The organism is Actinomyces urogenitalis (assembly GCF_002861525.1).
Classification (GTDB): Bacteria; Actinomycetota; Actinomycetes; order Actinomycetales; family Actinomycetaceae; genus Actinomyces; species Actinomyces urogenitalis.
On record NZ_PKHA01000005.1, the window covers coordinates 135,882 to 161,335 of the forward strand.

23 protein-coding genes are annotated in these 25,454 nt (G+C 70.0%); 2 read left to right on the top strand and 21 right to left on the bottom strand.

Features of this window, described 5'->3' with window-relative positions; genetic code table 11:
• Nucleotides 1–4: 4 nt before the first annotated feature.
• The 8 genes from CYJ26_RS11045 to CYJ26_RS06385 all read right to left on the bottom strand — a co-directional run bounded on the left by CYJ26_RS11045 (nucleotide 5) and on the right by CYJ26_RS06385 (nucleotide 7,654).
• Nucleotides 5–1,765, bottom strand: coding sequence for an ABC transporter ATP-binding protein/permease (locus CYJ26_RS11045; RefSeq protein ID WP_101638148.1), 1,761 nt, complete (start codon nucleotides 1,763–1,765; stop codon nucleotides 5–7).
• Between the two features lie 385 nt (nucleotides 1,766–2,150).
• On the bottom strand, nucleotides 2,151–2,603 hold the full coding sequence (dtd, locus tag CYJ26_RS06355; RefSeq protein WP_006548249.1) for a D-aminoacyl-tRNA deacylase: 453 nt from the start codon (nucleotides 2,601–2,603) through the stop codon (nucleotides 2,151–2,153).
• Nucleotides 2,603–2,974 carry a DUF2516 family protein gene (locus CYJ26_RS06360; RefSeq protein ID WP_024036253.1) on the bottom strand — a complete coding sequence of 124 codons (372 nt, stop codon included), beginning with the start codon at nucleotides 2,972–2,974 and terminating at the stop codon, nucleotides 2,603–2,605. Before CYJ26_RS06360 ends, dtd begins: the two co-directional genes overlap by 1 nt.
• Before the next feature lie 9 nt (nucleotides 2,975–2,983).
• Nucleotides 2,984–4,252, bottom strand: coding sequence for a CAF17-like 4Fe-4S cluster assembly/insertion protein YgfZ (gene ygfZ / locus CYJ26_RS06365; protein WP_024036254.1), 1,269 nt, complete (start codon nucleotides 4,250–4,252; stop codon nucleotides 2,984–2,986).
• On the bottom strand, nucleotides 4,252–4,938 hold the full coding sequence (locus CYJ26_RS06370; protein WP_006548246.1) for a heme-binding beta-barrel domain-containing protein: 687 nt from the start codon (nucleotides 4,936–4,938) through the stop codon (nucleotides 4,252–4,254). Before CYJ26_RS06370 ends, ygfZ begins: the two co-directional genes overlap by 1 nt.
• Before the next feature lie 56 nt (nucleotides 4,939–4,994).
• Entirely contained in the window at nucleotides 4,995–6,071 is a 1,077-nt protein-coding gene (locus tag CYJ26_RS06375) for an inorganic phosphate transporter (protein ID WP_024036255.1), read from the bottom strand.
• A 5-nt stretch (nucleotides 6,072–6,076) separates the two neighbouring features.
• The gene (locus CYJ26_RS06380) at nucleotides 6,077–6,697 is read right to left on the bottom strand and encodes a DUF47 domain-containing protein (RefSeq protein ID WP_065425893.1); all 621 of its coding nucleotides are present in this window, start codon (nucleotides 6,695–6,697) and stop codon (nucleotides 6,077–6,079) included.
• Nucleotides 6,698–6,982: 285 nt separating this feature from the next.
• The gene (locus CYJ26_RS06385; RefSeq protein WP_006548243.1) at nucleotides 6,983–7,654 is read right to left on the bottom strand and encodes a winged helix-turn-helix transcriptional regulator; all 672 of its coding nucleotides are present in this window, start codon (nucleotides 7,652–7,654) and stop codon (nucleotides 6,983–6,985) included.
• 92 nt (nucleotides 7,655–7,746) lie between these two features.
• Between CYJ26_RS06385 and CYJ26_RS06390 the strand changes: the two genes are divergently transcribed.
• Entirely contained in the window at nucleotides 7,747–8,643 is an 897-nt protein-coding gene (locus tag CYJ26_RS06390) for a tellurium resistance protein TerC (RefSeq protein WP_231550231.1), read from the top strand.
• 146 nt (nucleotides 8,644–8,789) lie between these two features.
• Here the strand turns inward: CYJ26_RS06390 and pstB are convergent, their stop codons facing one another.
• The 13 genes from pstB to larE form a co-directional block, all read right to left on the bottom strand.
• Nucleotides 8,790–9,569, bottom strand: coding sequence for a phosphate ABC transporter ATP-binding protein PstB (gene pstB / locus CYJ26_RS06395; protein WP_006548241.1), 780 nt, complete (start codon nucleotides 9,567–9,569; stop codon nucleotides 8,790–8,792).
• Nucleotides 9,570–9,618: 49 nt separating this feature from the next.
• Nucleotides 9,619–10,713, bottom strand: a complete 1,095-nt coding sequence (gene pstA, locus CYJ26_RS06400; protein ID WP_006548240.1) for a phosphate ABC transporter permease PstA — start codon at nucleotides 10,711–10,713, stop codon at nucleotides 9,619–9,621.
• 1 nt (nucleotide 10,714) lies between these two features.
• Nucleotides 10,715–11,695 (bottom strand): phosphate ABC transporter permease subunit PstC, encoded by a 981-nt coding sequence (pstC, locus tag CYJ26_RS06405; protein WP_006548239.1) that lies wholly within the window; start codon nucleotides 11,693–11,695, stop codon nucleotides 10,715–10,717.
• 115 nt (nucleotides 11,696–11,810) lie between these two features.
• Nucleotides 11,811–12,908 (bottom strand): phosphate ABC transporter substrate-binding protein PstS, encoded by a 1,098-nt coding sequence (gene pstS, locus CYJ26_RS06410; RefSeq protein WP_101638149.1) that lies wholly within the window; start codon nucleotides 12,906–12,908, stop codon nucleotides 11,811–11,813.
• Between the two features lie 256 nt (nucleotides 12,909–13,164).
• Entirely contained in the window at nucleotides 13,165–14,178 is a 1,014-nt protein-coding gene (locus CYJ26_RS06415) for an NUDIX hydrolase (protein ID WP_101638150.1), read from the bottom strand.
• 2 nt (nucleotides 14,179–14,180) lie between these two features.
• On the bottom strand, nucleotides 14,181–16,772 hold the full coding sequence (locus tag CYJ26_RS06420; RefSeq protein WP_101638162.1) for an RNA degradosome polyphosphate kinase: 2,592 nt from the start codon (nucleotides 16,770–16,772) through the stop codon (nucleotides 14,181–14,183).
• A gap of 270 nt (nucleotides 16,773–17,042) precedes the next feature.
• Nucleotides 17,043–17,735: a hypothetical protein gene (locus CYJ26_RS06425; protein WP_101638151.1), complete on the bottom strand. Its 693-nt coding sequence runs from the start codon at nucleotides 17,733–17,735 to the stop codon at nucleotides 17,043–17,045.
• 87 nt (nucleotides 17,736–17,822) lie between these two features.
• The gene (locus CYJ26_RS06430; RefSeq protein WP_101638152.1) at nucleotides 17,823–18,782 is read right to left on the bottom strand and encodes a HoxN/HupN/NixA family nickel/cobalt transporter; all 960 of its coding nucleotides are present in this window, start codon (nucleotides 18,780–18,782) and stop codon (nucleotides 17,823–17,825) included.
• Nucleotides 18,783–18,826: 44 nt separating this feature from the next.
• Complete coding sequence (gene larC / locus CYJ26_RS06435; RefSeq protein ID WP_101638153.1) at nucleotides 18,827–20,302, bottom strand: nickel pincer cofactor biosynthesis protein LarC; 1,476 nt, start codon at nucleotides 20,300–20,302, stop codon at nucleotides 18,827–18,829.
• Between the two features lie 48 nt (nucleotides 20,303–20,350).
• Nucleotides 20,351–21,061 carry a D/L-lactic acid transporter LarD gene (gene larD, locus CYJ26_RS06440; protein ID WP_024036705.1) on the bottom strand — a complete coding sequence of 237 codons (711 nt, stop codon included), beginning with the start codon at nucleotides 21,059–21,061 and terminating at the stop codon, nucleotides 20,351–20,353.
• 151 nt (nucleotides 21,062–21,212) lie between these two features.
• Nucleotides 21,213–22,487 carry a nickel-dependent lactate racemase gene (gene larA, locus CYJ26_RS06445; protein WP_034236432.1) on the bottom strand — a complete coding sequence of 425 codons (1,275 nt, stop codon included), beginning with the start codon at nucleotides 22,485–22,487 and terminating at the stop codon, nucleotides 21,213–21,215.
• 84 nt (nucleotides 22,488–22,571) lie between these two features.
• Complete coding sequence (gene larB / locus CYJ26_RS06450) at nucleotides 22,572–23,327, bottom strand: nickel pincer cofactor biosynthesis protein LarB (RefSeq protein WP_231550230.1); 756 nt, start codon at nucleotides 23,325–23,327, stop codon at nucleotides 22,572–22,574.
• On the bottom strand, nucleotides 23,320–24,216 hold the full coding sequence (gene larE / locus CYJ26_RS06455) for an ATP-dependent sacrificial sulfur transferase LarE (protein ID WP_050765636.1): 897 nt from the start codon (nucleotides 24,214–24,216) through the stop codon (nucleotides 23,320–23,322). The genes larB and larE overlap by 8 nt, the downstream gene beginning before the upstream one ends.
• 94 nt (nucleotides 24,217–24,310) lie before the next feature.
• On the opposite strand from larE, the gene CYJ26_RS06460 reads away from it, so the two are divergent.
• Nucleotides 24,311–25,450: a helix-turn-helix domain-containing protein gene (locus tag CYJ26_RS06460; RefSeq protein WP_101638154.1), complete on the top strand. Its 1,140-nt coding sequence runs from the start codon at nucleotides 24,311–24,313 to the stop codon at nucleotides 25,448–25,450.
• Nucleotides 25,451–25,454 lie beyond the last annotated feature (4 nt).

The window sequence follows — 25,454 nt, forward strand, 5'->3', positions numbered from 1 at the left end:
CCGCTCAGCGGTCGACCCGATCGCGCCGGGCCACCACGACCGCCGCCACGATGCCGCCGATCAACCAGGCGACGACGATGGCAAGTCCCTTCGCCGTCTCCCAGCTCCCGGTCGGCTCCATCACCTGGAAGGAGTCGGGGAGCATGGCCTGGCGCATGAGCTCGGCCGACCAGCGCACCGGCAGGATCGAGAAGGTGCCGACCATCCAGTCCGGCAGCTGCGCGAGCGGGAAGAAGATGCCGGAGGTGAACTGCACGACCAGCACGATCGGGGTCACCAGCGCCGAGGCCGCCCGCGCGCTCGGCCGCACCCGCCCGATCGCCATGCCCAGCGCCGTCGAGGTCGCGGTCATGAGCACGATCGTGAGCAGGAGCAGCCCCCACGACCCTGCGCCGCTGGGCAGGTCGATGTCGAAGGCGAAGTGCCCGAGGCACAGCAGGAGCACCACGTTGGTGCTGGCGAGCACGAGGTTGGACAGGATCTTGCCCAGCACGTGCGCCGTCGCCGGCCCGGGCAGAACCGCCAGGCGCTTGAGGAATCCCGTCTCCCGCTCCCCCGCCACGCACACGGCGAGGTTCTGCAGGCACGTGGTGAGGATTCCGGTGGTGACCATGGCGGGCAGGAGGTAGGTCGCGTAGGTCATGTCCTCGAAGACCTTGCCGGGGAAGACGGCGTTGAAGATCACCAGGATGAAGGCAGGGTAGAGGAACTGCATGACGAAGCCGACCGGCTCGCGCACGAAGGACACCAGGCTCGACCGGGTCAGCCATCCGATGGCCGACCAGTCCCGGCCCGGACGGGAGCCCCGGGAGCGTCGCGATGACGACGGGGCGGACCGCTGCGCCGTCGTCCCACCTGCAAGGGGGCTCGGTCCCGACGACGGCGCAGCCGGCTCGATCGATTCGCCCGCCTCGTGCGCGGCGACCAGGGCGAGGTAGCGCTCCTCGAGCGTGGGCGTGGTCAGCGTCAGCTCCGGCACCTCGCCACCGTCCGGGGCCAGACGGGCCAGCAGACGGCGCACGACCGCCGTCGGTGTCGAGCTCTCCTCCTCGCGACGGCGACCATCCTCGAGCCACGCCACGGTGGTCTTGCCATCGCGCGGATGGGTGAGTTCGTCGATCGCGCCGTGCTGGGCGATACGGCCGCCGAGGATGATGGCCGCCTCGTCGGCGAGCTGGACGACCTCGTCGAGGTAGTGGGTGGTGAGGACGATCGCGGTGCCGCCGTCGGACAGTCCGCGGATCATGCTCCACAGGCGGCGCCGCACCTCCGGGTCGAGGCCGGTTGTGGGCTCGTCGAGGAAGAGGAGCTCGGGGCGTCCCACGATCGCCATGGCGATGTCGAGGCGGCGCCGCTGGCCGCCGGACAGCTTGCCCACGCGGCGCGAGGCCTCGCCGCCGAGGTCGACATGATCGAGGGCGTCCTCAATCGGCATCGGGTCCTCGAAGAAGCTCGCAGCGCCGGCCACCGCCTCGCGGACGGTGAGGTCGCCGAGGTCCGCGGAGCTCTGGGAGACGACGCCGATGCGCGCGCGCCACTCGCGCAAGGAGCGCTCCGGGTCCTCGCCGAGCACGCGGATCGTCCCGCCGTCGGCGCGCCGCAGGCCCTGGAGGATCTCGACGGCGGTGGTCTTGCCCGCGCCGTTGGGGCCGAGCAGGGCGAAGATGGTTCCGGCGCGCACGGTCAGATCAAGCCCGCGGAGCACGGGTGTGCCGCCGTAGGACTTCGTCAGGCCGCGGACCTCGATGACAGTGCTCTCATCCATGACTCCAGTGTCATGGCTCACAGGCAGCGCCGGTAGCGGCAGGTCGGCTGACCCGTGTCCACCGTTCGGTTGACCCCGGCCGGACAGTCTGGCCTGCCGATCGGTTTCTCCGCTGGCCAGTCGCGAGTTTGGCTGGCCACTCGCGAGTTTGGCTGGCCACTCGCGAGTTTGGCTGGCCAGTCGGAATACCGCTGGTCGGAATTGCGTGAATTGAGCCAGCGGAAGTCAGACTGGCCAGCGGAGGTCAGACTGGCCAGCGGAAACTGAGCCGCGGCGTCCGAATGCGGGGCGGGTGGAGCGCGCAGGCGTGGCGGGTCTGGCGGGAGCGGCACGAGGAACGAGCGACGCGGATGGTAGCCAAGCGCGTCCTCACCGGCCCGCCCGCTCACGCCTCCACGAGGATGGTCACAGGACCGTCAGCCTCCATGTCGATGACCATGTGCTCGCCGAAGGCGCCGGTGGCCACCTCCAGGCCGCGAGCGCGCAGGTCCGCGACGACGGCGTCCACCAGCGGCTCAGCCACCTCACCCGGCGCCGCCTGGTTCCAGGACGGACGCCGCCCCTTGCGTACGTCCGCGTACAGGGTGAACTGGGAGACCACGAGGACCGGTGCCCCCAGGTCCGACACTGAGACCTCACTACCGCGCTCACCCTCGCTCGCCGCGCCGTCGAACAGCCGCAGCTCGGCGATCTTGCGGGCCACCGTGGCCACCTGCTCGGGACCGTCGTCGTGCGTGGCACCGACGAGCACCATGAGTCCGGGCCGGGTGATCTCCCCGACGACCTCGCCGTCGACCCGCACCGCCGCGCGGTTGACCCGCTGAAGAACCGCCCGCATCAGCGCCTCCAGCGGTTGGGGTCCTGGCCGTCTCGACCCTCAGGACGCCGGATCTGAGAACGCACCCGCACCGGCTTGTAGAGGTTGAGCGCCGGGCGCACGTCCGTGAGGTAGACGGCGTTGGCCACGAAACCAAGCAGCCCCAGCATCGAGGCCGATCCCATGAGGGCGACGACGGCCAGACCTGCGGCGTTGACACCGATCCAGAAGCCCTTGGTGCGCTTGCCCGCGGCGACGAAGTGCTCGGGGCGCTGCATGAGGGTATCCACCAGCGCCCACAGCCCGAGTGCCAGCCCGGCGAACTGGAACAACCGCCAGGCCATCAGCACGGCGTACTGGGTGTAGTGGGCAACGAGATAGAGAACGCTCACGTCATCAGCCTATCGATCCGAGCCTGGCCGGCGCAGCAGCGACGTGCGCAGCCCGGCTCCCGGCCGCTCAGCAGGACTGGCCTGCGCCTTGCCCTGCGGACCCACCAGCAGCTCCTGCGCGGCGTCAACACGGCCGACGACGACGCGGCCACCGTCCCCTGGTTCCTCACCGCCGCCCAGAGCGGACCCGGCCTCACTCGTCGCCTCCTGGCAGACGGGCTGAGTGACCTCAACCGTCAACGCAGCCTCAACCGGTACGGCCCGGCGCAGCAGTGCCAGGGCCATCGGCCCGTAGTCGTGGTGGCGCACGACGCTGGTGACCGCCCCGACCGCACGCTCACCCATGAGTACCCGGTCCCCCGGGCTCGGCAGCTCACCGGACAGCCCGTCGAGCTGGAGGATCGTCAGCCGGCGCGGCGGACGGCCCAGGTTGAGCGTGCGCGCAATGGTCTCCTGGCCAGGGAAGCACCCCTTGGTCAGATGCACCGCCGTACGCAGCCAGTCCAGCTCGTGAGGGATGGCGCGGGCATCCACCTCACGGGCCCACCGTGGGCGCCCCGCCTCCACACGCAGCGCTTCCCACGCCAGGACACCGGCTGGCCGCAGGCCCTGCTCAGCCAGACCCGTCACCAGCGCGCGAACCTGGTCCGCCGCCACGATGACGTAGCCAGCTCGGTAGAGCTCACCGGGATGGCGGTAGGGGTGGTCCTGGCTGCCCAGGCCGACGTCGTAGCTTGTGCCGCCGGGGACCACGCCGGGCCAGGGGTCATGCCAGGTGGCGATCCCGGCCCCGGCCTGCTCAGCCGCGGTCTCCAGCGCCGCCAGACCACTGGCGTGGGCACCGAGCACCGCCAGCTCCTCACGCTCGCACACCTGCACCGCCAACATGAAGCGCATCGAGTCCAGGAAGTCCGCGAGCACCGGTCCGTCTCCAGCCTGCGTGACCAGGAAGAGGGTCTCGCCGTCATCCACCGCCGCCAGGGCGTGAGTAATGTGCCCCTGCGCATCCAGGAGCAGGGCCTCGGCTCCGCCGTCGCCGGGGGCCAGCCCGGTGAGGACCTGGCTGGACAGGGTGGTCAGCCAGCTGAGCCGATCCGGCCCGCTGACGGCGACGACGTCCCTGGCCAGTGCCACCACGGCCCGTCCCTCAGCCAGGAGCGCCTGCTCGCGCAGAGGGTTGCCAAAGTGGGCGGGGACCAGGAGATCCGGCTCCCCAGCAGGGTCAGGGGAATCGATTCCCACGGCCCCGTCCAGGTCCAGCAGAGGTGAGCGGCGCATCAGCGGCTCTCGGTGCCAGGCTCAGCCACCGGCGTCGATGCCGCAGCGTCATCAACGCGGACCACGCCGTCCTGGGAGGGTTCCTCCGGCGCATCCACCCGCCCCAGGCGCCCGGAGGCGTAGGAGGTCATCTCCTCGCGGCCGAAGGCAGCCATGTCCTGGGTCCACATGAGGTCCCCGCCCACGAGCCCGAACATGCGGGACATCTGGGTGACCTCAGCAGCGGTGCGGGTGCGGCCCACCGCCTGGGTCCCCACCTGGGCTCGAGGCCCCTGGATCCATCCCTCCCACACGCCCACGTGCCCTGCCGGGTCCGTGGAGACCAGCTCCAGGCTGGTGATGGGGGTCTTGGTGTCGGCATCGTCAGCGTCAGGCTGCTCCTGGCCGACGGGCCGCCAGTAGGTGGTCTCCGTGGACCAGATCTGGGCCGGGGTGATCTTCTGCGCGCCCTCCAGGCCCGGGGTCTCGAAGTCAAGGTTCTGGGACCGCGTGGCGTCCAGCGTCCAGATGGTGGTGGTCTGACGCAGGTAGGGGCCGCCGTCGTGGTCGAAGGTCATCTCCTGGTACACCGCCTGCTCCGGCACGGTCTCGCCGTAGGTCAGGATGCCGTAGCCGCGCCAGGTGCCCACGAGCCAGGCCAAGGGGTAGAGCTCGGGAGCCAGGTCTTCAGGAAAGGTAAACGCCATAGCCGCAGGGTACGTGGCCCCTGGGACAAAAACACCGCGCTTCGCTCCTGGCTGGTTCAGCCAGCCAGCCGCGCCAGTCCTACCAGCAGCGTGGTCGCCACGCCTCCCAGCAACGCCGCGGCAGGCAAGGTCACGAGCCAGGCCATCGCGATGCGCCCCACGGTCCCCCAGTTCACCCGCCGTCGGCCGCGCACCAGCGCCGCCCCGGTGATCGAGGAGGCCACCGTGTAGGTGGTGGACACCGGCGCTCCGGAGGTCAGTGCCGTGGCGTAGAGGACGACGGCGGACACGGACTGGGCCGCAAAGCCCTGGGCCGGGTCAACCTCGGCGATCCCAGAGCCCAGGGTCCGGATGATGCGCAGGCCTCCCGCCGCTGTGCCCGCGGCCAGCGCGAGCGCGGCCGTCAGGCGCACCCACACAGGAACGGTCCCGGCCTCCAGGCCTGCCAGCTCCTGCGCCGTACCAGGCTGCCCCAGGACTCCGCCGGCCGCCAGCGCCAGCACCATGACGCCCATCGTCTTCTGGGCGTCCTGCAGGCCGTGCCCCAATGCCGTGGCCGCGGCCGCCACCGTCTCCAGCAGCCGGAACTGGCGCGTGGTACGCCCGTAGGGGCGCGCGGCTGCCAGCCAGCGGATCAGGCGCGTCAGTCCCCAGGCCCCCAGGACCCCGATGAGCGGGGACAGGAGCATCGGCACCAGCACCAGGCCCGCCAGCAGCTCCCAGTGGACCGTGATCCCTCCGGCCAGGCCCGCGCCCGCCAGCGCGCCGATGAGGGCGTGAGAGGAGGAGGACGGTAACCCCGCCCACCAGGTCGCCAGGTTCCAGGTCACTGCTCCCATCAGCGCACCGGCGACGACGGCGAGCCCCACCCCTGCGGTGCCCGCCCCCGAGGCGGCCACGACGTCCTCACGCGAGAGCACCCCTGAGCCGATGGCCACGGCGACCCGCGTGCCAAGCAGCCCGCCGAGCAGGTTGAGCGCCGCCGCCATGGCCAGCGCACGTCGCGTGGTCACGGCCCGGGTCATCACGGTGGTAGACACCGAGTTCGCGGCGTCGTGGAAGCCGTTGGTGAAGGCGAAGCCCAGGGCGAGGGCCAGCACGAGCGCCAGGAGCACCGCAGTCAGTCCCGTCATGGGACTCAGCCCTCGCGCATGGCCAGCAGCTCCACGCCGTCAGCCAGGGCCTCGAAGGCGTCAGCAGCCTCCTCCAGGCGCTCGACGACCTCCTTGACCTTGACCAGGCGGATGGCGTCACGCTCGGTGGCGAACAGCTCGGCGATGGTCGCGCGGTAGAGAGTGTCCGCGGCGTTCTCCAGAGAGTTGACCTGCACCCAGTACTCACGCAGCGATGAGGCCGCCCGCAGGCGGGGCACGGCACCAGCCGTCAGCTCGGCGGCCCGCCGCAGGATCTCGACCTGCTCGGTGCAGGCCTGCGGCAAGGCGCCGGCCTGGTAGAGCACGATGGCATCGCCCGCCTGGTCCACAGCGTCCAGGCAGTCGTCCAGCAGCCCGGCGATGCGGCGCAGGTCATCACGGTCGATGGCGGTGACGAAGGTGTGAGAGAGCAGGTGCAGGAAGCGGTGGTGGATCTCGTCGGCCTCATGCTCGACGGCGTGGAGCTCGTCACGCAGCTGGGCCCGTGAGGCGAAGTCAGCGGTGACGATCCGTCCTACGAGGTCGCAGCCGGCCACCAGGCGGTCTGCCAAGGCGCTGAGAGCGGCCAGGAGGTCGGCATTATTGTTGCGCGGACGCAGACGCACCAGTTCTCCTTTGGTCAACGGCGGCGGAAACCCGCAGCGAGCCGACAGACTAGCTCATCGAGGTAAACGGGCTGACCCTCCTGGCTGGGGCGCCAGGCGAGGCCATGGGGAAAGCGGCCGGTGCTGTCATGGAAGGCCAGGGCCAGCAGCGGGAACGTTGCTGTTGCGCCGCGGCACCGCCAAGAGATCAGGACGTCGGGCCGTAGAGCGCCAGTCGGCGCGAATGCCGCTCGCGGCGGCTTGAGTTGGAGCCCGGGGCCCACACGGCCCGACGTCGGCCCTAGTCTACTCGACCAGCGCGTCCAGCCGGTATCCGACGTTGCGCACCGTCCCAATGAGGTGATCGTGCTCGGTGCCGAGCTTGGCGCGCAGGCGGCGCACGTGCACGTCGACCGTGCGCGAGCCGCCGATGTAGTCCTCGCCCCAGACCTCGTCGAGCAGGGTCTCGCGGGTGAGCACTCGTCCCTGGTTGGCCGCCAGGTACTTCAGCAGCTCGAACTCCTTGTAGGTCAGGTCAATGATCTGGCCGCGCAGGCGGGCGGTGTAGGCGTTGACGTCGATCACGAGGTCACCGACCTCAATGCGGTCTCCACCCTCCTCGGCACGTGGCGCCGGCTCACGGGTGCGCAGCAGCCGCAGCCGCGCCGACAGCTCGGCTGGAGCCGCGCCGGTGAGGACAAAGTCGCTCGCGCCCCAGTCCGCCTGCACCACGGCGGCACCGCCGTCCTGGAGGACCAGGAGGATCGGGGGACAGTCCATGGGACCCGACAGGAGCTGGCACAGCGCCCGGGCTCGCGTGAGGTCCCCGGTGGCATCGACGAGGACGACGTCGGCATCCTCGACGGCGGCGTAGGAGGAGGGAACCGGGGACAGGCAGAGGACCTCGGAGTCCAGGAAGGAGGCGGAGGGGAGCACCTGGGCAGCCTGCTCGTGGCGGGTGAGCATGATGATGCGCATCGACGACCTCCTCCCCGCGCCACGGCGGGTTCGTCCTGTGTCGCCCTCCAGTGTTCCACACCAGGCGTTTCAGGTATGCGACGATGCCGACTGTGAGTACACCTGCTCCCGACCCTCGCCACGAGTCCCCGACGCCGCCCGCCAGTCGTCACCGGGCCTATGGGACCCGCACTGGCGGTCGCGTACCGACCCAGGTCGGCCTGGCCGATCCTGCGTGGACCCGACTGGCGATGGCCGGGCTGGTTCCCATCCTGCTGGCGATCACGGCCTCGCTACCCACCTGGGTCCGCCTGGTGATCGTCCTGATCCTGGTGCCGCTGACCGCCCAGGGCTGGCCTGCGCTGGTGCGTTCACGCCATCACCGGCGTGCCACCGTGGTCGTGGCGCTGACCGGGATCGCCGCCGTGGCAGCGGTCGCCCTCACCCAGGACTTCGGCAGCGCCGGCCTCGTGATGGGACTGAGCATCCTGGCAGCCTTCGTGGCCCAGATGCTGCGCCATGACGGCCGTCCCGGGCTCGTGGAGGACCTGTCTGCCACGGTGACCGGCAACCTCGTCGTCGTGTGCGGAGCCGGGTGGTGCGCCTTGGAGCCCGGGGTTGCGGACCCCGCCGTCATCGTCCCGTGCTGCCTGGCCCTGCTCCTGGGCGCCATCCTCACCACGCTCCAGGTCCGCGCGCTGGTCCTGGAGACCCTCACGGTCACGGTGCCTGCCCTGGCGGCAGGGATCGCCGGAGGCGTGCTGGCCGCCGTCGGATTCTTTGGCCCAGCCCATACGGGCACCACGGCGGCTCTCCAGTCCGCGGGAGCGTGCCTGCTGTGCGGATTCGTCGCTGGCATCCTCATGGCGGCGAGCAACCGGGTGCTGTGGACGCACCGTTGGGTTCCCGGTGGTCGCGCCGCCGTGGCCAGCGCGATCGTGCCAATCCTGGCCGTGGGCGGTCCGGTCTACGCCATTGCCCGTCTCATGGGCGGTTTCATCGCCGGCTGATGGCGGGTGCTCGCTACCCCTGCCCGGCCTGCCGCTCCCCCTTCATGAGCGTCACTACCCCTTCGCCTTGTCCGCTACCGGTAGCGCGCGGCTACGGGGTAGCAAACAAGGCGAAGGGGTAGCGAGAGCCGCGTGAGGCCCGAGAATCACCCGAAGCGGCCGGAGATGTAGTCCTCGGTCGCCTTCTCGTGCGGGTTGGAGAAGATCGTGTCCGTGGTATCAAACTCGACCAGCTGGCCCGGCTGCCCGGTGGCCTCCAGGTTGAAGAAGCCCGTCATGTCAGACACGCGCGAGGCCTGCTGCATGTTGTGGGTGACGATGACGATCGTGTAGTCCGCCTTGAGCTCGTGGATGAGGTCCTCAATGGCGAGGGTCGAGATCGGGTCCAGGGCCGAGCAGGGCTCGTCCATGAGCAGGACGGCAGGCTTGACGGCAATGGCACGAGCGATGCACAGACGCTGCTGCTGGCCGCCGGACAGGCCGGAGCCGGGACGGTCCAGGCGGTCCTTGACCTCGTCCCACAGGTTGGCCCCGCGCAGCGATCGCTCGACCAGCTCCTCGGCCTCCGACTTCTTCATGCGTCGGTTGTTCAGCCGGGCCCCGGCCAGGACGTTCTCGGCGATCGACATCGTCGGGAAGGGGTTGGGCCGCTGGAAGACCATGCCGATGGCCCGCCGCACCTGCACGGCGTCCACACCCGGGCCGTAGAGGTTGACGCCGTCGACGATCACCTCGCCCTCTACCCGAGCGCCCGGAATGACCTCGTGCATGCGGTTGAGGGTGCGCAGGAAGGTGGACTTCCCGCAGCCGGAGGGACCAATGAGCGCCGTGACGGACTTGGGCTCGATGGTGACGTTGACATCCTTCACGGCGAGGAAGTCGCCGTAGTAGATGTTCTCGTTCTTGACATCAATTCGCTTAGACACTGGGTTTCCTTGAGTCAGGCGGTGGCGGTGGGCTGTGGCGAGCGAGTGCTCATCGCCGGCCACCCTTGGGGCTGAAGTAGTAGGACACGGCTCGAGCCAGCAGGTTGAGGAGCATGACGATGATGATGAGGGTGAGGGCTCCAGCCCACGCACGCTCGAAGGCCGCCGCGTCCGCGCGGGAGTACTGGTTGTAGACCAGGGTCGGCAAGGTGGCCATCGTCCCCTTGAAGGGGTTGAAGTTCGTGGTCTGCGGCAGGCCCACAGTGATGAGCAGCGGGGCCGTCTCACCGATGACGCGCGCGATCGCGATCATGACTGAGGTTGTGATGCCGGCGATCGCGGTGCGCAGCACCACCTTGATAATCGTCAGCCACTTGGGCACGCCCAGGGCGTAGGAGGCCTCACGCAGCTCGTTGGGCACGAGCTTGAGCATCTCCTCCACGCCACGGATCACGACCGGGGTCATGAGCACGCTCAGCGCGATAGCGCCGATGATGCCCGCCTGGTAACGCGGTCCCGCCACCAGCAGGAAGAAGGAGTAGGCGAACAGACCGGCCACGATCGAGGGGATGCCGGTCATGACGTCCACGAGGAAGGTCACGGCCCGAGCGATCCAGCCGCCGTTGTACTCCACGAGGAAGATCGCGGTGAAGATGCCCAGCGGAACCGAGATGAGGGTGGCCAGCCCCGTGATCTCCAGTGTCCCCACGATGCCGTGGTAGACGCCTCCGGTGTCCTCGGAGTAGCCGCGCATATTGGTCAGCAGGAACTCCGGGCTGAAACGGGCCGATCCGTTGACCACGACCATCCACACCAGGGAGACCAGGGGCACCATGACGATCGCGAAGGCCAGGTAGACCAGCGTCGTCAGCAAGGTGTTCTTGCCCCAGCGCTCGCCCTCACGCACCCAGGACACGATGGTGGACACCACGACCCAGACCAGCGCGGTGAGCACGATCATGGCCACCGGCGACCACCCCAGCGGGATGCCGATCGCCCCGATGAGGACGAACACGCCGCCGAGCACCGCCCAGATGAACCAGCTCGGCAGCCGGTAGGAGGTCAGCGGCACGCCCTCGAAGACCTCGGAGGGGTCAGCCAAGGGGTCGATGACGGCAGTGGGAGAAGTGTTGCGTGCACTCATGTCAGTTGGCTCCCGAGAACTCGGCGCGACGGGCGATGATCCAGCGGGCCAAGGAGTTGACCAGGAAGGTGATGACGAACAGCACCAAGCCGGTGGCCAGGAGGACCTCGCGCGAGAGCCCGAAGGCCTCACGGAACTGGCTGGCGATGTTGGCCGCAATCGTCTGGTGCTGGCCGGGGGCAAGGATCTTGAGGTTGATGAACAGCCCGGAGGACATGATCATGAGCACGGCCATGGTCTCACCCAGGGCGCGACCCAGCCCCAGCATGGAGGCGGAGATGATGCCGGAGCGGGCAAAGGGCAGCACCGCCTGACGCACCATCTCGTAGCGCGTGGCGCCCAGGGCCAGGGATGCCTCCTCGTGGAGGGTGGGGGTCTGCAGGAAGACCTCGCGCACGGTCGCGGTGATGATGGGCAGGATCATGACGGCCAGCACCAGCGAGGCGGTCATGATGTTCTTGGCCGGCGCCTGGTAGTCCGCGAACAGCGGGATGAAGCCCAGGTGGGTGGTCAGCCACTGGTAGATGGGGTTCATCAGCGGCACGAGCCAGAGGAACCCCCACAGGCCGTAGACCACGGAGGGGATGGCGGCCAGCAGGTCCACGAGGTAGCCCAGGCCCTGTGCCAGGCGCCTGGGGGCGAAGTGGGAGATGAACAGGGCGACGGCGATGCTTAAGGGAACGGCCACGGCCAGCGCGATGAGGGAGGACAGCAGCGTGCCGAAGATGAGCGGCGCGGCGTAGGAGAGGAAGCTCTTGCCCCGCATGAAGCTCACGTCCTCGTCCAGCTGCGCCTGGTCCGCGACGAAGGCAGGGAAGGAGTCACGGAAGAGGAAGATCGTCACCAGGGCCAGGACGATCATGATGAAGATGCCAGCGCCGAAGGACAGGACCGAGAAGACGCGGTTGCCCGTGCGCCCGGGAGCCTTGCCGGCGGTGATGGCGACGCCCGTGTCCGTAGCGTCTGGGTTGCGTGTGGCCACAACGACCTTCCTTGAGATCTGTCCGGGCGACGGCGGCGCCGACCCCCGGTTGGTCCCGCGCTCGGGCCCCGCCCCTGCGGCAGAGACGGGGCCCGAGCGTGAGCCTGGAGCTGGGTCAGGCGATCGTGCCCACCGCGGCCAGGACCTTCTCGCGCAGGCCGTCCGAGATCGGGGCGCTTCCGGCGGCCTCGGAGGCGGCGGTCTGGCCCTCCTCGCTGGCGGCGTACTCCAGGTAGCCCTTGACGGTGGCGGCGATGTCCGCGTCGTCGTACTTCTGGTGGGCGATGAGGTAGGACACCAGGATGATCGGGTAGGCACCCTCGGCTGTGTAGTTGATGTCGTAGACGATCTGGGTGTCGGTGGCCTTGTCGCTGAGCTCGGAGGCGTCCAGGGTCGCGGCGGCGGCCTCAGCCGAGTAGGGAGAGAAGCTGCCGTTCGCGCCCACGGCCACGGTGCCCAGCTCGTCAGTGACCTTGGAGGCGTCGGCGTAGCCGATCGCGCCCTCGGCGCCCTTGATGGTGGCGATCATGCCGGAGGTGCCGTCACCGGACTGGCCACCCTCGATCGGCCAGGTCTCCTCGGCCTCGTAGGTCCACACGTCCGCCGCGACCTTGCCCAGGTACTTGGTGAAGTTCTTCGTGGTGCCGGACTCGTCGGAGCGGTGGACGACGACGATGTCGAGGTCGGGCAGCTCAGCGCCCTCGTTGTCCGCGGCGATGGCGGCGTCGTTCCACTTGGTGATGGTGCCGGAGAAGACCTTGGCGATGGTGTCCGGGGTCATGTTGATGTGGGTCTCACCGGTGAAGCCGGGGACGTTGTAGGCCACCGCGATCGGCGAGATGTAGAGCGGGACCTCGATGACGGCGTCGACCTTGGCCAGCTCCTCCTCGCTCATCGAGGAGTCCGAGCCAGCGAAGTCGACCGCGCCGGCGATGAACTTCTCGCGACCCGCGCCCGAGCCCTCGGCGGCGTACTCGACCGAGGCACCCGAGTTGGCGGCGAGGAAGCCGTTCATCCACGCGTCCTGGGCGTCACCCTGGGAGGAGGCGCCGGCACCCTTGATCTGACCGGTCAGGTCAGTGGCGGGCGCAGCCGAGTCCGTGGAGCTGGAGCTCGACGAGCTGGAACCGCCGGCGTCCGAGCCGCAGGCGGCAAGGGTGGCGAGAGCGGCGACGGAGAGCGCAGAGATCGCGCTACGACGGGTGAGAAGCACTGGAGACCGTCCTCATTCAGTCCAATGGGCCGCCGTGCAGGTCGGCCCGCAGTTTCGTCGACCTGGTGGCCGACATGACTGAACATAGGGAGACCGGGTGACCCGGGAGGGTGGGCGAGGTAAACGGTCGGTAAACACTCCTGAGAGGCTTCACACACGCCGTCCCTCCCTCACGCCCGGACGACGGCGCAGCAGCGCCTCACGCTGGCCGGGGGCTGCGCCGTCGTCGCTGTGGCGGGGCGTGGAGCGCTGGTCCTCAGCGTCCTTCGGACAGGACCGGACGCTGCTTCTCAATCGCCACGGCCCGGATCTTGCCGTGGGAGCGGCGTGCCATGTGGATGACCATGATCTCGCCGGTCTTGAGCCACGGGTCGCGGTCGGGGACCGAGCGCAGCAGCTTGCCCGGGGCGTGCTCGGCGATAACGTCCATGATGGTGGGCAGCACCGGCCTGTGCAGGCACAGGGCCAGGGGGACCTCGCGCAACCGCACAGCCCGCTCGGCCACCTTTCGCGCGCGCTTGGGATGGGCGGCGTGCGCGTGCTCGGTCAGCGCCGGCTCGGTCTCCAGCGCCACCCCGCTCGCCTCGGCGTAGGGAGCCAGGGTGTCGTAGCAACGCTTCCAGGGACTGGTGACCAGTCTGGCCACGCCATAGGCGGACAGGACGGCGACCAGCGCGCGGGCTCGGACCTCGCCCTGGTCAGCGGTGAGGGGACGCGTGGCCTCGTCCTCCTCCTGGCTGTGCGAGCGCGGACGGTTCCACACCGAGCGCTTGACAGCCCGGGCGTGACGGACCAGGACCAGGGTCCAGGTGTCAAGCTTGTCGTCCTCCCACAGGTCAACCAGCTCGCCCAGCAGGTCACGGTCGGCCTGGCGGGTCAGCCGCCCGCGGGCCTGCCCCACCGGCAGCCAGACGACGTCGTCGATCTCCTCCGGGGAGGCCGGACGCACCTCCTGGCGTGCCGTCAGCGCAGGGAAGTCACCCTCCAGCTCGCGGGCGGCCCAGTAGCGCACCTCCTTGCGGCGCCCGTCGGCCAGCTTGTAGCGCTGGGCGGACAGGGGCTGACCCAGCGCGATGCGCGCACCGGTCTCTTCCTCCACCTCCCGCACGGCACAAGCGCGCAAGGACTCCCCCGGCTCAACCTTCCCCTTGGGAAAGGACCAGTCGTCGTAGCGCGGCCGGTGGACCAGCAGCACCTGGAGGTCCTTGCCCTCCTGGCGCCACACCAGCGCGCCGGCCGCCCGGACGACGGCCTTCTTGCTCTCAGCCATCCTCAGCCCCGGCCCTTGACACGCTTGGAGGCCAGGGACATGAGGGTGTCCTGGATGTCCTCCAGACGCTCACCGTCAGGGCCGGTGACGTGGCGGGTCCATGAGCCGTCCGGCTCCATCCACCAGCTGGTGACCTCGTCGCTGGCGCTGTGGGTGACGAACCAAGTCAGGTGCGCGACCATCTCTGGATCGGTGATACGCACCAGGGCCTCCACACGCCGGTCGAGGTTACGGTGCATGAGGTCGGCCGAGCCGATGAACAGGTCGGTGTCCCCGTCGTTGCAGAAGGCGTAGATGCGCGAGTGCTCCAGGTAGCGTCCCAGGATCGAGCGCACCCGGATGTTCTCGCTCAGCCCCGGGATGCCGGCGCGGATGCCGCAGATACCGCGCACCACGATGTCCACGCTGACCCCGGCGCGCGAGGCGCGGTAGAGGGCGTCGATGGTCTTCTCGTCAATGATCGAGTTGACCTTGATCCTCACCCAGGCGTCCTTGCCGGCACGCTTGTTCTCGATCTCGCGGTCAATGCGCTCGATCAGCCCGCTGCGTACCGTGCGCGGGGCCACGAGGAGACGGCGGAACCGGGCGCGAGGGGCGTAGCCGGACAGGAAGTTGAACAGGGTCGTCAGGTCCTGGGCCACGTCCCGGTCCGTGGTGAGCAGGCCCAGGTCCTCGTAGCCTCGGGCCGTCTTGGGGTGGTAGTTGCCCGTGCCCACGTGGCAGTAGCGACGCAGGCCATCAGCCTCCTGGCGCACCACGAGCAGCAGCTTGCAGTGAGTCTTGAGCCCCACCATGCCGTAGACCACGTGGACGCCGGCCCGCTCCAGCTTGCGGGCCCAGGAGATGTTGTTCTCCTCGTCGAAGCGCGCCTTGATCTCCACGATCGCCACGACCTGCTTGCCGACCTCGGCCGCCTCGATGAGGGCGTCAACGATCGGGGAGTCTCCCGAGGTGCGGTAGAGGGTCTGCTTGATCGCCAGCACCTTGGGGTCAGCAGCCGCCTGGCGCACGAACTCCTGGACCGAGGTCGAGAACGAGTCGTAGGGGTGGTGGAGCAGGACGTCGTGCTCGCGCATCGCCGCAAAGACGTCGCGTGGGGTCGCGGTCTCGGTCTCCCCGAGCCCGGCGGCCGTCACCGGCACGTAGCGCGGGTACTTCAGTGCCGGCACGTCCAGGTCGTGGAGCTGGTTGAGGCAGCGCAGGTCCAGCGGGGCGGGCAGGGCGAAGACGTCGTCGTCACGCAGGCCAAGGGCTCGCACGAGGTAGCGACGCACGAAGGGGCTGATGGTGTCAGCCACCTCCAGGCGCACGCAGTCACCGAAGCGCCGCCGCTCCAGCTCCTTCTCCATGGCGGCCAAGAGGTTCTCGGCGTCGTCCTCCTCGACCTCGAGGTTCTCGTTGCGCGTGACGCGGAAGAGGTGGTGCTCCAGGATCTCCATGCCGGGGAAGAGGTGGTCCAGGTGCTGGCCCACCACCTCCTCCAGCGGGATGAAGGCCGCGCCCGCAGCCTTGTCCACGGTGTCGAGCTCGCGGCCGGGGACCGTAATGAGACGGGGCAGGGAGGCCGGCACCTTGACCCTGGCAAAGTGTTCCTTGCCCGACTTGGGGTTGCGTAGCAGCACCGCGAGGTTGAGGGAGAGACCCGAGATGTAGGGGAAGGGGTGGGAGGGGTCGACGGCCAGCGGCGTGAGCACCGGGTAGATCTGGTGGCGGAAGGTGCGGGTGAGACCTTCCTGCTGTGCCTCGTCCAGCTCCTGCCAGCTCTTGATCTCAATGTGGTGCTCGGCGAGCTTGGGGCGGATGTCGTCCTGCCAGATCGCGGCCTGGCGGGCCGTGAGCTCCTTGGCGCGGCGGGTGATCTCGGCGACCACCTGATGGGCGTCCAGCCCGGAGGCCCGCACCGGAGTGATGCCGGCCTTGATGCGGCGCATGAGCCCGGCCACGCGCACCATGTAGAACTCGTCGAGGTTGGAGGAGAAGATCGCCAGGAACCAGGCACGCTCCAACAGGTGGAGGTCCTGGTCCTCGGCCTGCTCCAGGACGCGCTCGTTGAAGTCCATCCACGTCAGCTCACGGTCAGTGAAGCGGTGGGGGAAGTCCTCCAGAGGCGGCAGGTCCTCGTCCTCATGCACCAGGCTCTGCGGCGAGGGGGCCGAGGCGCTCGGGGCGGCGGCCGCCGGTGACGGCGCTGAAGCCGGCTCCGCCTCAGCCGGAGCCGGGGTGGTTGCCGGGGCCTCGGCCGGTGCCAGGCGAGCCGAGGGCGCGCCCGCCGCGACGCCGTCGCCCTCCCCGGGAGCGTCGAAGTCCTCGTCCTCGTACTGGGGCCCGGCGTCGTCTGCGAAGTCGCGCGGATCGGCAACCTCGAAGACGTGCTCCTCATCCAGCACAGTGTCCTGGGGCTGCTCGGCCTGGGCGTGTGCGCCGTCGGCCTGGGGGACCTGGGAGGCCGGACCGCCACCGGCGGCGTGAGAAGGAAGGGGCCGGCTCTGCTGAGCACGCGCCCACCCGCCCAGGAAGGCGGACAGGGGTGCGGCACCTGGGGCGGAGGAGGCGGCCTGAGGGTCGGGCGCGGGCACGGCGTCGGGAGTGGTCATAGGGGCATGGTCCCACGACCAGGTGAACACCGGGCGACATTGCCCAGCGCGACGGCCCGACCACTAGTTCCGCCTCCGACCACGCACTCCCCGACGGACCACCTATGTGCCGACCGACCACCAACGACCGACCACACACTCCCCCACCGACCACGCAATGCGCCATCGACCACGTGATTCGCGCGATTACCGTGGTCGGTGGCGCAACAGGTGGTCCATCGCAACGTAGGTGGTCGGTCGCGCCGCAGAGAACGCGAGGGGAGCCAGGCCTCAGTCGAGCAGGCCGGCCCCAGCGCGCCGCGCCGCCTCGTCCAACTCCGCTGCGGTAGCCAGGAGCGCAGAGTCACGCCGCGTCACCCGGTCAGCCAGGGCGTCGGCGTCGTCCTCGATCCACACCGGGCTCGAGCCGGCCGCGAGCGCACGCAAGAACCGCGCCACCACGCGCAGCAGCCCCGCGATCGCTGGCACCGAGCCCTCCACCTGCCCCGCGAGCACAGCGTCGATCGCCTCACGCACCTGCGCGGGCGAGGGGGCCGGCTGGGCCTGGGCCAGGGCCGCCTGCGCACGTGCCGTAGCGGCGTCGTCAGCCTCCGTCAGGTCCACCGTCGTGGCATAACGGCGCTCCACCAGCGCCGGATCGCGCCGGATCCACTCGCGTACCAGGAACAGGCGCCACAGGGTGCCGGGAAGGGTCGTGGCCGGGGAGTCCGCCCACAGCTCAGCGACGTCGTCAACGCCGTGGCTCGCCACCGCCCGCACCACGCCCTCGCGGGTGAGGGGACCGGTGAGCTCCTCGTGCGGCGCGCCGCCCTCGTCCTTTCCCGAGGCAGTCGCGAAGCCGCCGATGAGCGCCTGGGCCGCCAGGTGCGCGAGCTCAGAGGCGACGGCGGTGTCCTGGCTGCCCTCGATGTTCTCGGCAGCCTCAGGGTCCAGCCGGGCGGGGCGGTGGAACTGGCGGGTCATAGCGTCTCCTTCGCGGTCGCTGGCCGACGGCGCAGCCGCGGCAGGCCCCTATTGTCTCGCACCTGCGCGCACCCTCGGCGGGCTGCCTCAGGCCAGACGCGCCACCTCGGCGTGCGCGGCGGCGTGGGCGGCACGTGCCTGACGACGCCGCACCACGGCGATCGCCAGCGTGCCCAGCACCGCCAGGGCCACCAGCCCCCAGCCGATGGGTTCGGTGTCAAAGGAGGCGACCTCACGGCCGGTGACCTCGCCCAGGATCTCCAGGGCCGTGCCGGTGGCCACCAGGACCGCGCAGCAGATCGAGATGGCCGTGACCACCGTGTTGAAGCGGGCGCGGGTTGAGGCCGCGGCCGAGGTGTACACGTGCAGCATGAGGTTGGCGTTGACCGAGTCGCCCAGCGTCATGGCGGCGGTGAAGGCCAGCGGCAGCGCCATGAGGACGAAGGGGCTGGCTCCAGAGGTGGTCGCCAGGGCGGTGATCATGAGCAGGCTGATGGTCGAGGCAGTGTCGAAGCCGAGCCCGAACAGGATGCCGAAGAGGTAGATGTGTCCGGCGTGGCGCACGTGGGACAGCGGCCGGGTCAGCAGGCGAGCCCACGGGCCCTTGGGGCCCTGAAGGTCGTGGTGGTGGGTGAGGTTGGGGACGTTGGCCGCGGCCACGGCCAGCAGGTAGACCGCCGAGACCCCGGCGCCGGTGAGCCCCAGGATCGTGGCAGCGCGTGAGCTGGGGTCAAGAGCGGTGCGGATCCAGCTGGCCCCCATCGCCACCGCCAGGCCCGCCACAAGCACCACCGTGGAGTGCCCCAGGCTGAAAGCCAGGCCCACGCCGTTGGCGTTGCGCTTCTCGCCCAGCAGCTTGCGCGTGGAGCCGTCAATCATGCACAGGTGGTCAGCGTCCAAGGCGTGGAGGAGGCCGCGGGTGTAGGCGAAGCCAGCCAGTGCCACCGGGATCGCACCGCTGGCGTGGCCGATGACGAGGAAGAGGACAGCCAGGGCGTGGACGCCGACGACGACGAGGATCGTGGGCAGGTGCTTGGGACGAGTCATGATGGCTTTCTGGTGCGCAGGCGGGTTAGGTTGGAGGGGCTGAGTCAGGACTGGTCGGCAGGCACCCGGGCACCGGCGACCCACCCGGCGGCCACGATGGCGGCGGCGGCACGCTGCTCGACGTCGCGCTCGGTCAGACCGCTGGCGGCCGCAGCCTGGGCCAGTGAGGACCACTCGGCCTGGGCATGGACGATCCGCCCGTCACGGTGACCGATCTTGACGCTCAGCGCCTGGGCCCCGCCGGGCAGGTCCAGGCTGACGGTGGCCCAGGTGCGGTTCAGGACCGTGCGGGTCACGGCCGTCTCACGCACGCCCAGCGTCGTGGTGCGCGTCAGCAGGACCTCGACGACGGCGTCGCGGTGGCCGGCGTCGGTCAGCGCGCTCAGGGTCAGGGCCGGCCGCCCTTTCTTCATGTGGATGGCGGTGGCCCAGGCGTCGACGGCGCCTGCCGCCAGGAGCGCGTCGATGACGCCGGGAACGAGCCGGTGGTCGAGGTCGTCGACGTTGGCGGCGACCTCGGTGAGCACCGTGGGGGTCGTCCCGTCAGGGCCGACGGCGGAGCTCACCTGCCCCTGCCCGCCTGCCGGGACGTCCTGGGGCCGGTCAGCCGGTGCGATCGCGGTCGTGTCCGTGAGCACGGCCCGCACCACGTTGGCCCAGCCGGGGAAGTCCTTGCCGCCGGCGCCCACGCCAGCCACGGAGGGCACACCGGCTGGCATGTCCGTGCAGCGTGAGGCCAGGGCCCGGATGAGCGCCAGCCCCGTCGGCGTGGCCAGCTCGCCGATATCGCGGCGGTCGGCGACGGCGGCCGGCCCCTCCTCGTGCCCGTGCGTATGGGCGTGCTCGTGACCGGCCTGGGCCGCGTCGTGCACGTGGCCATGACCGTGATCGTGATCGTGGGCATGGTCGTGCGCGTGCGTATGACCGTGGTCGTGGGAGTGGTGGTGCGCCGCCGGGTCGTACTCCCCCGGGAGTGAGCGCACCTGCCAGCCTCGGGTCAGCTCCAGCACGGCTGGGGCCGGCACCGGCATGAGGCCGTGGGCGGCCTTGATCCGGCCGTTGCCCAGGGCGACCCAGGAGGCCTCGACCTCATCGACTCCCAGCAGGCGCAGCGCCTCGCACACACCCACCACGTCCCCGATCGCGTCCAGGCCGCCCACCTCGTGGAAGTGGACGTCTGCCACGCTCATCCCGTGAACATGGGCCTCCGCCACGGCCAGGCGCTCAAAGGCAGCCAGGGCACGACGTCGGGTGACCTCGGCGAGCGCGGCGCGAGTCAGCAACGAGCGGATCGCGGACCAGGTCCGCTCCACCGTCTGCTCCCCCACCTGGATGACGCGAGCATGGGTGGCGCGCATGGCACCACGCACCACCTCCTCGCGCCGCAGCTGAATCGCTCCTGGGGCCACGGCGTCCAGGGCCGCCTGGATCCCCTCCACCGGGGCGCCGGCGTCAATCAAGGTACCCAGCAGCATGTCGCCGGCAACTCCGGCGGTGGCATCGATCCAGAGCGTGGTCATGAGGTCTCCTTGGACAGTAGCGACGAAGCGGTCACCCGACAGTGAGGGTCAGGCGAAGTGCATGGCAGAGGCGGCCAGGGCCGCGAGCGCCGCACCGACGAAGGGAGCGGTCCCCGGCACGATGAGCCCGTAGGCCCAGTCGTTGTCCGTCTTGTTGCCAATGGGCAGGACCTGGTAGGCCAGGCGCGGGCCCAGGTCACGAGCCTGGTTCATGGCGAATCCGGTGGTACCGCCCAGACCCATACCGATGGCCCACACGATCAGGCCCACGCCGATGGGCAGCTGGGACTCGTAGTTCTTGGCCACGGCGAAGATGGCGGTGAGGAAGATCGTGGTGGCCACGACCTCCACGAGGTAGTTGCGCGGCAGGTTCCGCTCACCGGGGTTGGTGGAGAAGATGTTGCGGATCTTGATGGGGTCCACCTCCTGCTCGGAGGCGCGGAAGTGGTCGGCGTACATGAACCACACCAGGCAGGCCCCCACGAAGGCGCCGAGGAACTCGGCGATGACGTAAGGCACGAACCAGGACCACGGGATCATGCCGAGGATGGCCTGGGCCAGAGCCATGGCAGGGTTGATGCACACGCCGCCGAAGATGAACAGGCACACGCTGATGCCAAAGGCCCAGGTCGTGATGGCAAAGAGGTGACCAGAACCGGCGTACTTGGTGCGCTTGAGGACGTCGTCGCAGTGGACGCCGACGCCGAACAGGATCATCAGGCCGGTTCCCAGGAACTCAAAGAGAAGGTGCTGCCACATGGCGGTACTCCTGTGGGTTGGAGGTGGAAGGGTGAGGGTGGTGGGTCGGGACGGGTGCGCCCGGTCAGCCCAGTCAGGGAGCTGCCGGGGACGGTCAGGGCCGGCCAGGGAACTGGTCTGCCGGACGCACCCGCGCTTGTGGTGGGGTGGGTTACTGGACGATGACGCTCAGGCCGTCGCGGATGACGGCGACCTTGGCGTCAGGTCCCTCGATCTCCAGGGCACGTGCAAGCGCCTGCTCGAAGGTGGGGACCAGCTCCATGTGCATGTCCGTGACGAGGTTGGGCTGGACCAGGTCGGACACAACGATGACGTGGTGGTGGACCAGGATGCGGGCCAGGATCTGGCTGGTCCACTGGTCCGGGATGGTCTCCAGACGCGGGGTGGCGATCGCGGCGTCGAGGAACTCCTTGGGGTCGGCGACGTCAGCGATGTTGTGGTAGAAACCCTCGCCCCCGTGGCCGTCGGCGCAGCCGGCGACCATGATGATGACGCCGCCCTCCTTGTTGGTGGCCTCGGCCGCGGTCATGCCCTTGACCGCCTGGTAGATGTTCTGGTCCAGGGGGAAGCCGCCGTTGGTGGACACGGCGATGTCGCAGGGCACAGCCGGCACGGAAGCCAGCTCGCGCACGAAGTCGCATCCGACCTTGTGAGCCTCGACCATGTCCCCGGCGAAGGAGCCGATGATGTGCTTCTCCCCGTCCAGCACCACGTTGACGATGAAGGCCAGGCCCGCGGTGCGCGCGGCCCACTCCATGTCCTTGTGGATGGGGTTGTTCTGCAGGTTGCCGGTGCGGGCCTGGGGCGAGTTGATGAACTCCCCAGAGTGGTTGGCCATGATCGTCTTGTAGGAGGCAACGCCCGGCAGGACGGCCTTGCGCCCGCCGGAGAAGCCGGCGAAGAAGTGGGACTCGATGAAGCCCTCAGCCAGAAGGAGGTCAGCCTCGTAGGCGATGCGGTTGATGATGGCGTCCCCGCCGCTGGGCAGCTGGCCGATCTTGACCATGGCGTCGTCGTCGGTGGAGACGTGCATGACGATCTCCTCGTTGTCGACGATCTCCTGGCCGTACTTGCTCACCAGCTCCTCCCGGGTGGAGGGGCGGTGGAAGCCGGTGGCCACGAGGATGCGCACGCGGGCGTCGGGGGCGACGGAGCGGATACGACGCAGGATGATGGGGGTGATGATGTGGCTGGGGACGGGACGGGTGTGGTCGGAGGAGATGAGGACGATGTCCTTCTTGCCCCGGGCCAGCTCCTCCAGCGTGGGAGAGCCGATGGGGTTGTCCAGCGACTTCTCGACCGTCTGTGCCTCAGTGAGCGGGTTGTGGTAGTCCTCCGCCCCGGACTGGATGAGGCCGGCGAAGCTCTTCTCCGGGATCGTGGCCTCGATGGTGCCGTGGTCGTAGGGGAGCTTGAAGGTGGGCATGGTTCCTTCTCTTCGTGTCAGGGTGGTGAGGTCTGGGGCGAGGACGACGGCGCAGCCAGGCGGCGCCGCGCGCGGTGGGCCGGGCTAGCTGGCTGGTCGCGGGGCGGTGATCTGCGCTGCCAGGTGGGCAGCCCCGTAGCCGTTGTCGATGTTGACCACGCCCACGCCGGGGGCGCAGGAGTTGAGCATGGTCAGCAGCGGGGCAAGTCCCTCGAAGGCGGCGCCGTAGCCCACCGAGGTCGGCAGGGCGATGACCGGGCAGGACACCAGCCCTGCGATCAGGCCTGGCAGGGCCCCGTCCATCCCGGCCGCCACGACGATGGCGCCGGCCGAGCGGAAGGTCTCCAGCCTGGCCAGGGTGCGGTGCAGACCCGCGATGCCGACGTCGGCCACGAGCTCGGCCTGGCGCCCCAGGTAGCGGGCGGTCAGCAGCGCCTCACGGGCCACCGGCAGGTCGGAGGTCCCGGCGCAGGCGACGACGACCTTCTCCCCGGCTGGCTCAGGCACCTGGGGCGGCCAGGCCACCAGACGCGCCACAGGGTCATAGGCGGCGTCAGGCAGCTCGGTCAGCACCGCCTCGGCGCGCTCGCAGTCAGCGCGCGTAAACAGGTGCGGCATCTGCGGGTGCTCACGCACGAGGGCGGCGATAGTGCGCAGGTCGGCAGGTGACTTGCCCTCGCAGTAGATGGCCTCGGGATAGCCGCGGCGCTGGGCGCGGTCCAGGTCGAGCTGGACGACGCCGTCGCTCGCCTGCGTCCGACTGCTCGCCGTGGTCCCAGGCGCGCTCTGTCCACCCGGGCGCGGGGTCGGCGTCGGCATTCCTGGCTGCGTCTCAGTCACGGGGCACCTGCCGCAGGAGCGAGAGGCTGAACAGACCGGACTGCAGCCCGGCCAGGTCCAGCGCGACGTGGAGGAAGCCCGCCTCGCGCACCCCGGCGATGAGGGCGTGGCGCACCTCCTCATCAGCCAGGCAACCGATCTGGGCGACCGGGACCTCGATGCGGGCCACCGTGCCGTGGTGGCGCACGCGGCAGTCGCTAAAGCCCTGGGCGCGGACCACGGACTCGGCGTCCTCGATCTGGCGCAGCTTAGTGGGCGTGACCTCCTCGCCGTGCGGGATGCGCGAGGCCAGGCACGGGGACGCCGGCTTGTCCGCCACCGGCAGGCCGAGGGCGCGGGCCAGGGCACGGACCTGCGGCTTGGCGAGGTGGGCGTCAGCCAGCGGGCGCAGCACGCGGTGCTCGGTCGCCGCCCGGGCACCGGGGCGGTCCGGGCGGCGCGAGTCGTCAGCGTTCTCTCCGTAGGCGACGGCGTCCAGGTGGTGCTCGGCGACGATGCGCTCGTCAATGGCGGTGAACAGGGCCGACTTGCAGTAGTAGCAGCGGTCCAGGCCGTTGGCGCGGTATCCGGGAAGGTCCTGCTCGCCCGGATCGAACTCGACGAGCTCGACGCCGATCAGCGTGGCGACCTTACGGGCGATGGCGTGCTCGGAGGCGGCCAGTGAGGCAGACACGCCGAGCAGGGCGACCACGTTCTCGCGGCCAAGGACCTCGGCGGCCACGGCGGCCAGCAGGGCCGAGTCCACGCCCCCGGAGTAGGCCACTCCCAGGCGCTGGGTCCCGGCCATACCTGTACGCAGGGCCTGGGCGAGGGCGTCGTAGGAGGCGCGCTCGCCCGGGGCGAGCCGGTCGCGGACCGAGGTGGCAGCAGGTGCGTGAACTGTGAGCACGAAAAAAGAAGCGTAGGGTCGGATGCATGGCAAAAAACTGGTCACCTAGCACCAGACTGGCCGCCTCTCCTGGCTCGGCACCCCTGGGGCCTCGATGACACCGCGCCACACCAAGACCCCCGCAATCGCAGGCATTTCCACCCTCCAGGCCGAGGTGCTCCAGCACGTGGCGAACGAGGAAGCTACCCGTGCCGGTGACGCCCGGCGCGCACGCGCGCTGCTGCTCGCCACCCAGGGTGTGAGCAACGCGACCCTGGCTCGCCAGACAGGTGCCTCGCCGACGACGACCCTGGCCTGGCGCCGCCAGATGGCTGCCGATGGTCTGGCCAGCCTGGCGCTGCGCCGCTCCGGCAGCGGGCGGCCCGGATCGATCCCTGGGCTGGAGCTGGCCCGCGTCGCAGACGCCCTGACCCGCAACGAGCACTCACGCCAGCCCCTGTCCTCGCGGGCCCTCGCCATCCGCCTCGGGGTGTCCGCCTCCACCTTGACCCGGGTGCGGGCCGACCTGCGCATTGGCCAGGGATCGTCTCCGCCACCGCGCCACCACCTGGTGGAGGTGGTGGGGGTGCTCGTGGCGCGCGAGCTCGCCGCCGTCGCCGTGGCGCTGGACCCGGCGACGAACGCGGTCTTCCTGCGCTCACGGCGAGGCCCCCACATGCGCGGCTCCTGCCCAGGTGGCCTCGTGGCCGCCATGGGCGCCGTGGACCTGCTGCGTGCGCACTACCTGGCCGAGCCCGCGCGGCAACCGGCCACGCCTCATCACGCCGAGGAGCTCGCCAAGGAGGTCAATGCCCGCTGGGAGGGCTTCCTCACCGAGCTGGCGAGCCAGTGGCCCACAGGGGCGCATCTGCACGTGGTGGCCACCGGAGCGGTGCAGATGCCCGGCGGCCCCGCTTCCGGCTCACTCGCCCCGCGCCGAGGCCCAGCGCTGCTGCGCGTACGGCATACAGCCTCGGCAGGCTGGGCACACGGCCGCATGACGATGATCGCGCGTGTCCTGCGTGCTGCGGGAGGCCGCGAGAACCTCACGGCTCTGCCACAGCTGCTCGCAGCCCTCGACCGCGCGCTGGCGGACCTGGAGCCCGGCCACGGGGCAAGGGGCGGGACGAGGACCAGGGAGGCTGCGGCGTCGGCCCACGAGCAGGGCCTGGTGTGGGTGGCGCCGCGTGAGCTCGCCGAGGCCGCCGCCCGCCGTTCACGAGCCGATCTCATTGAGCGCACCCGCGGCTTCTGAGCCG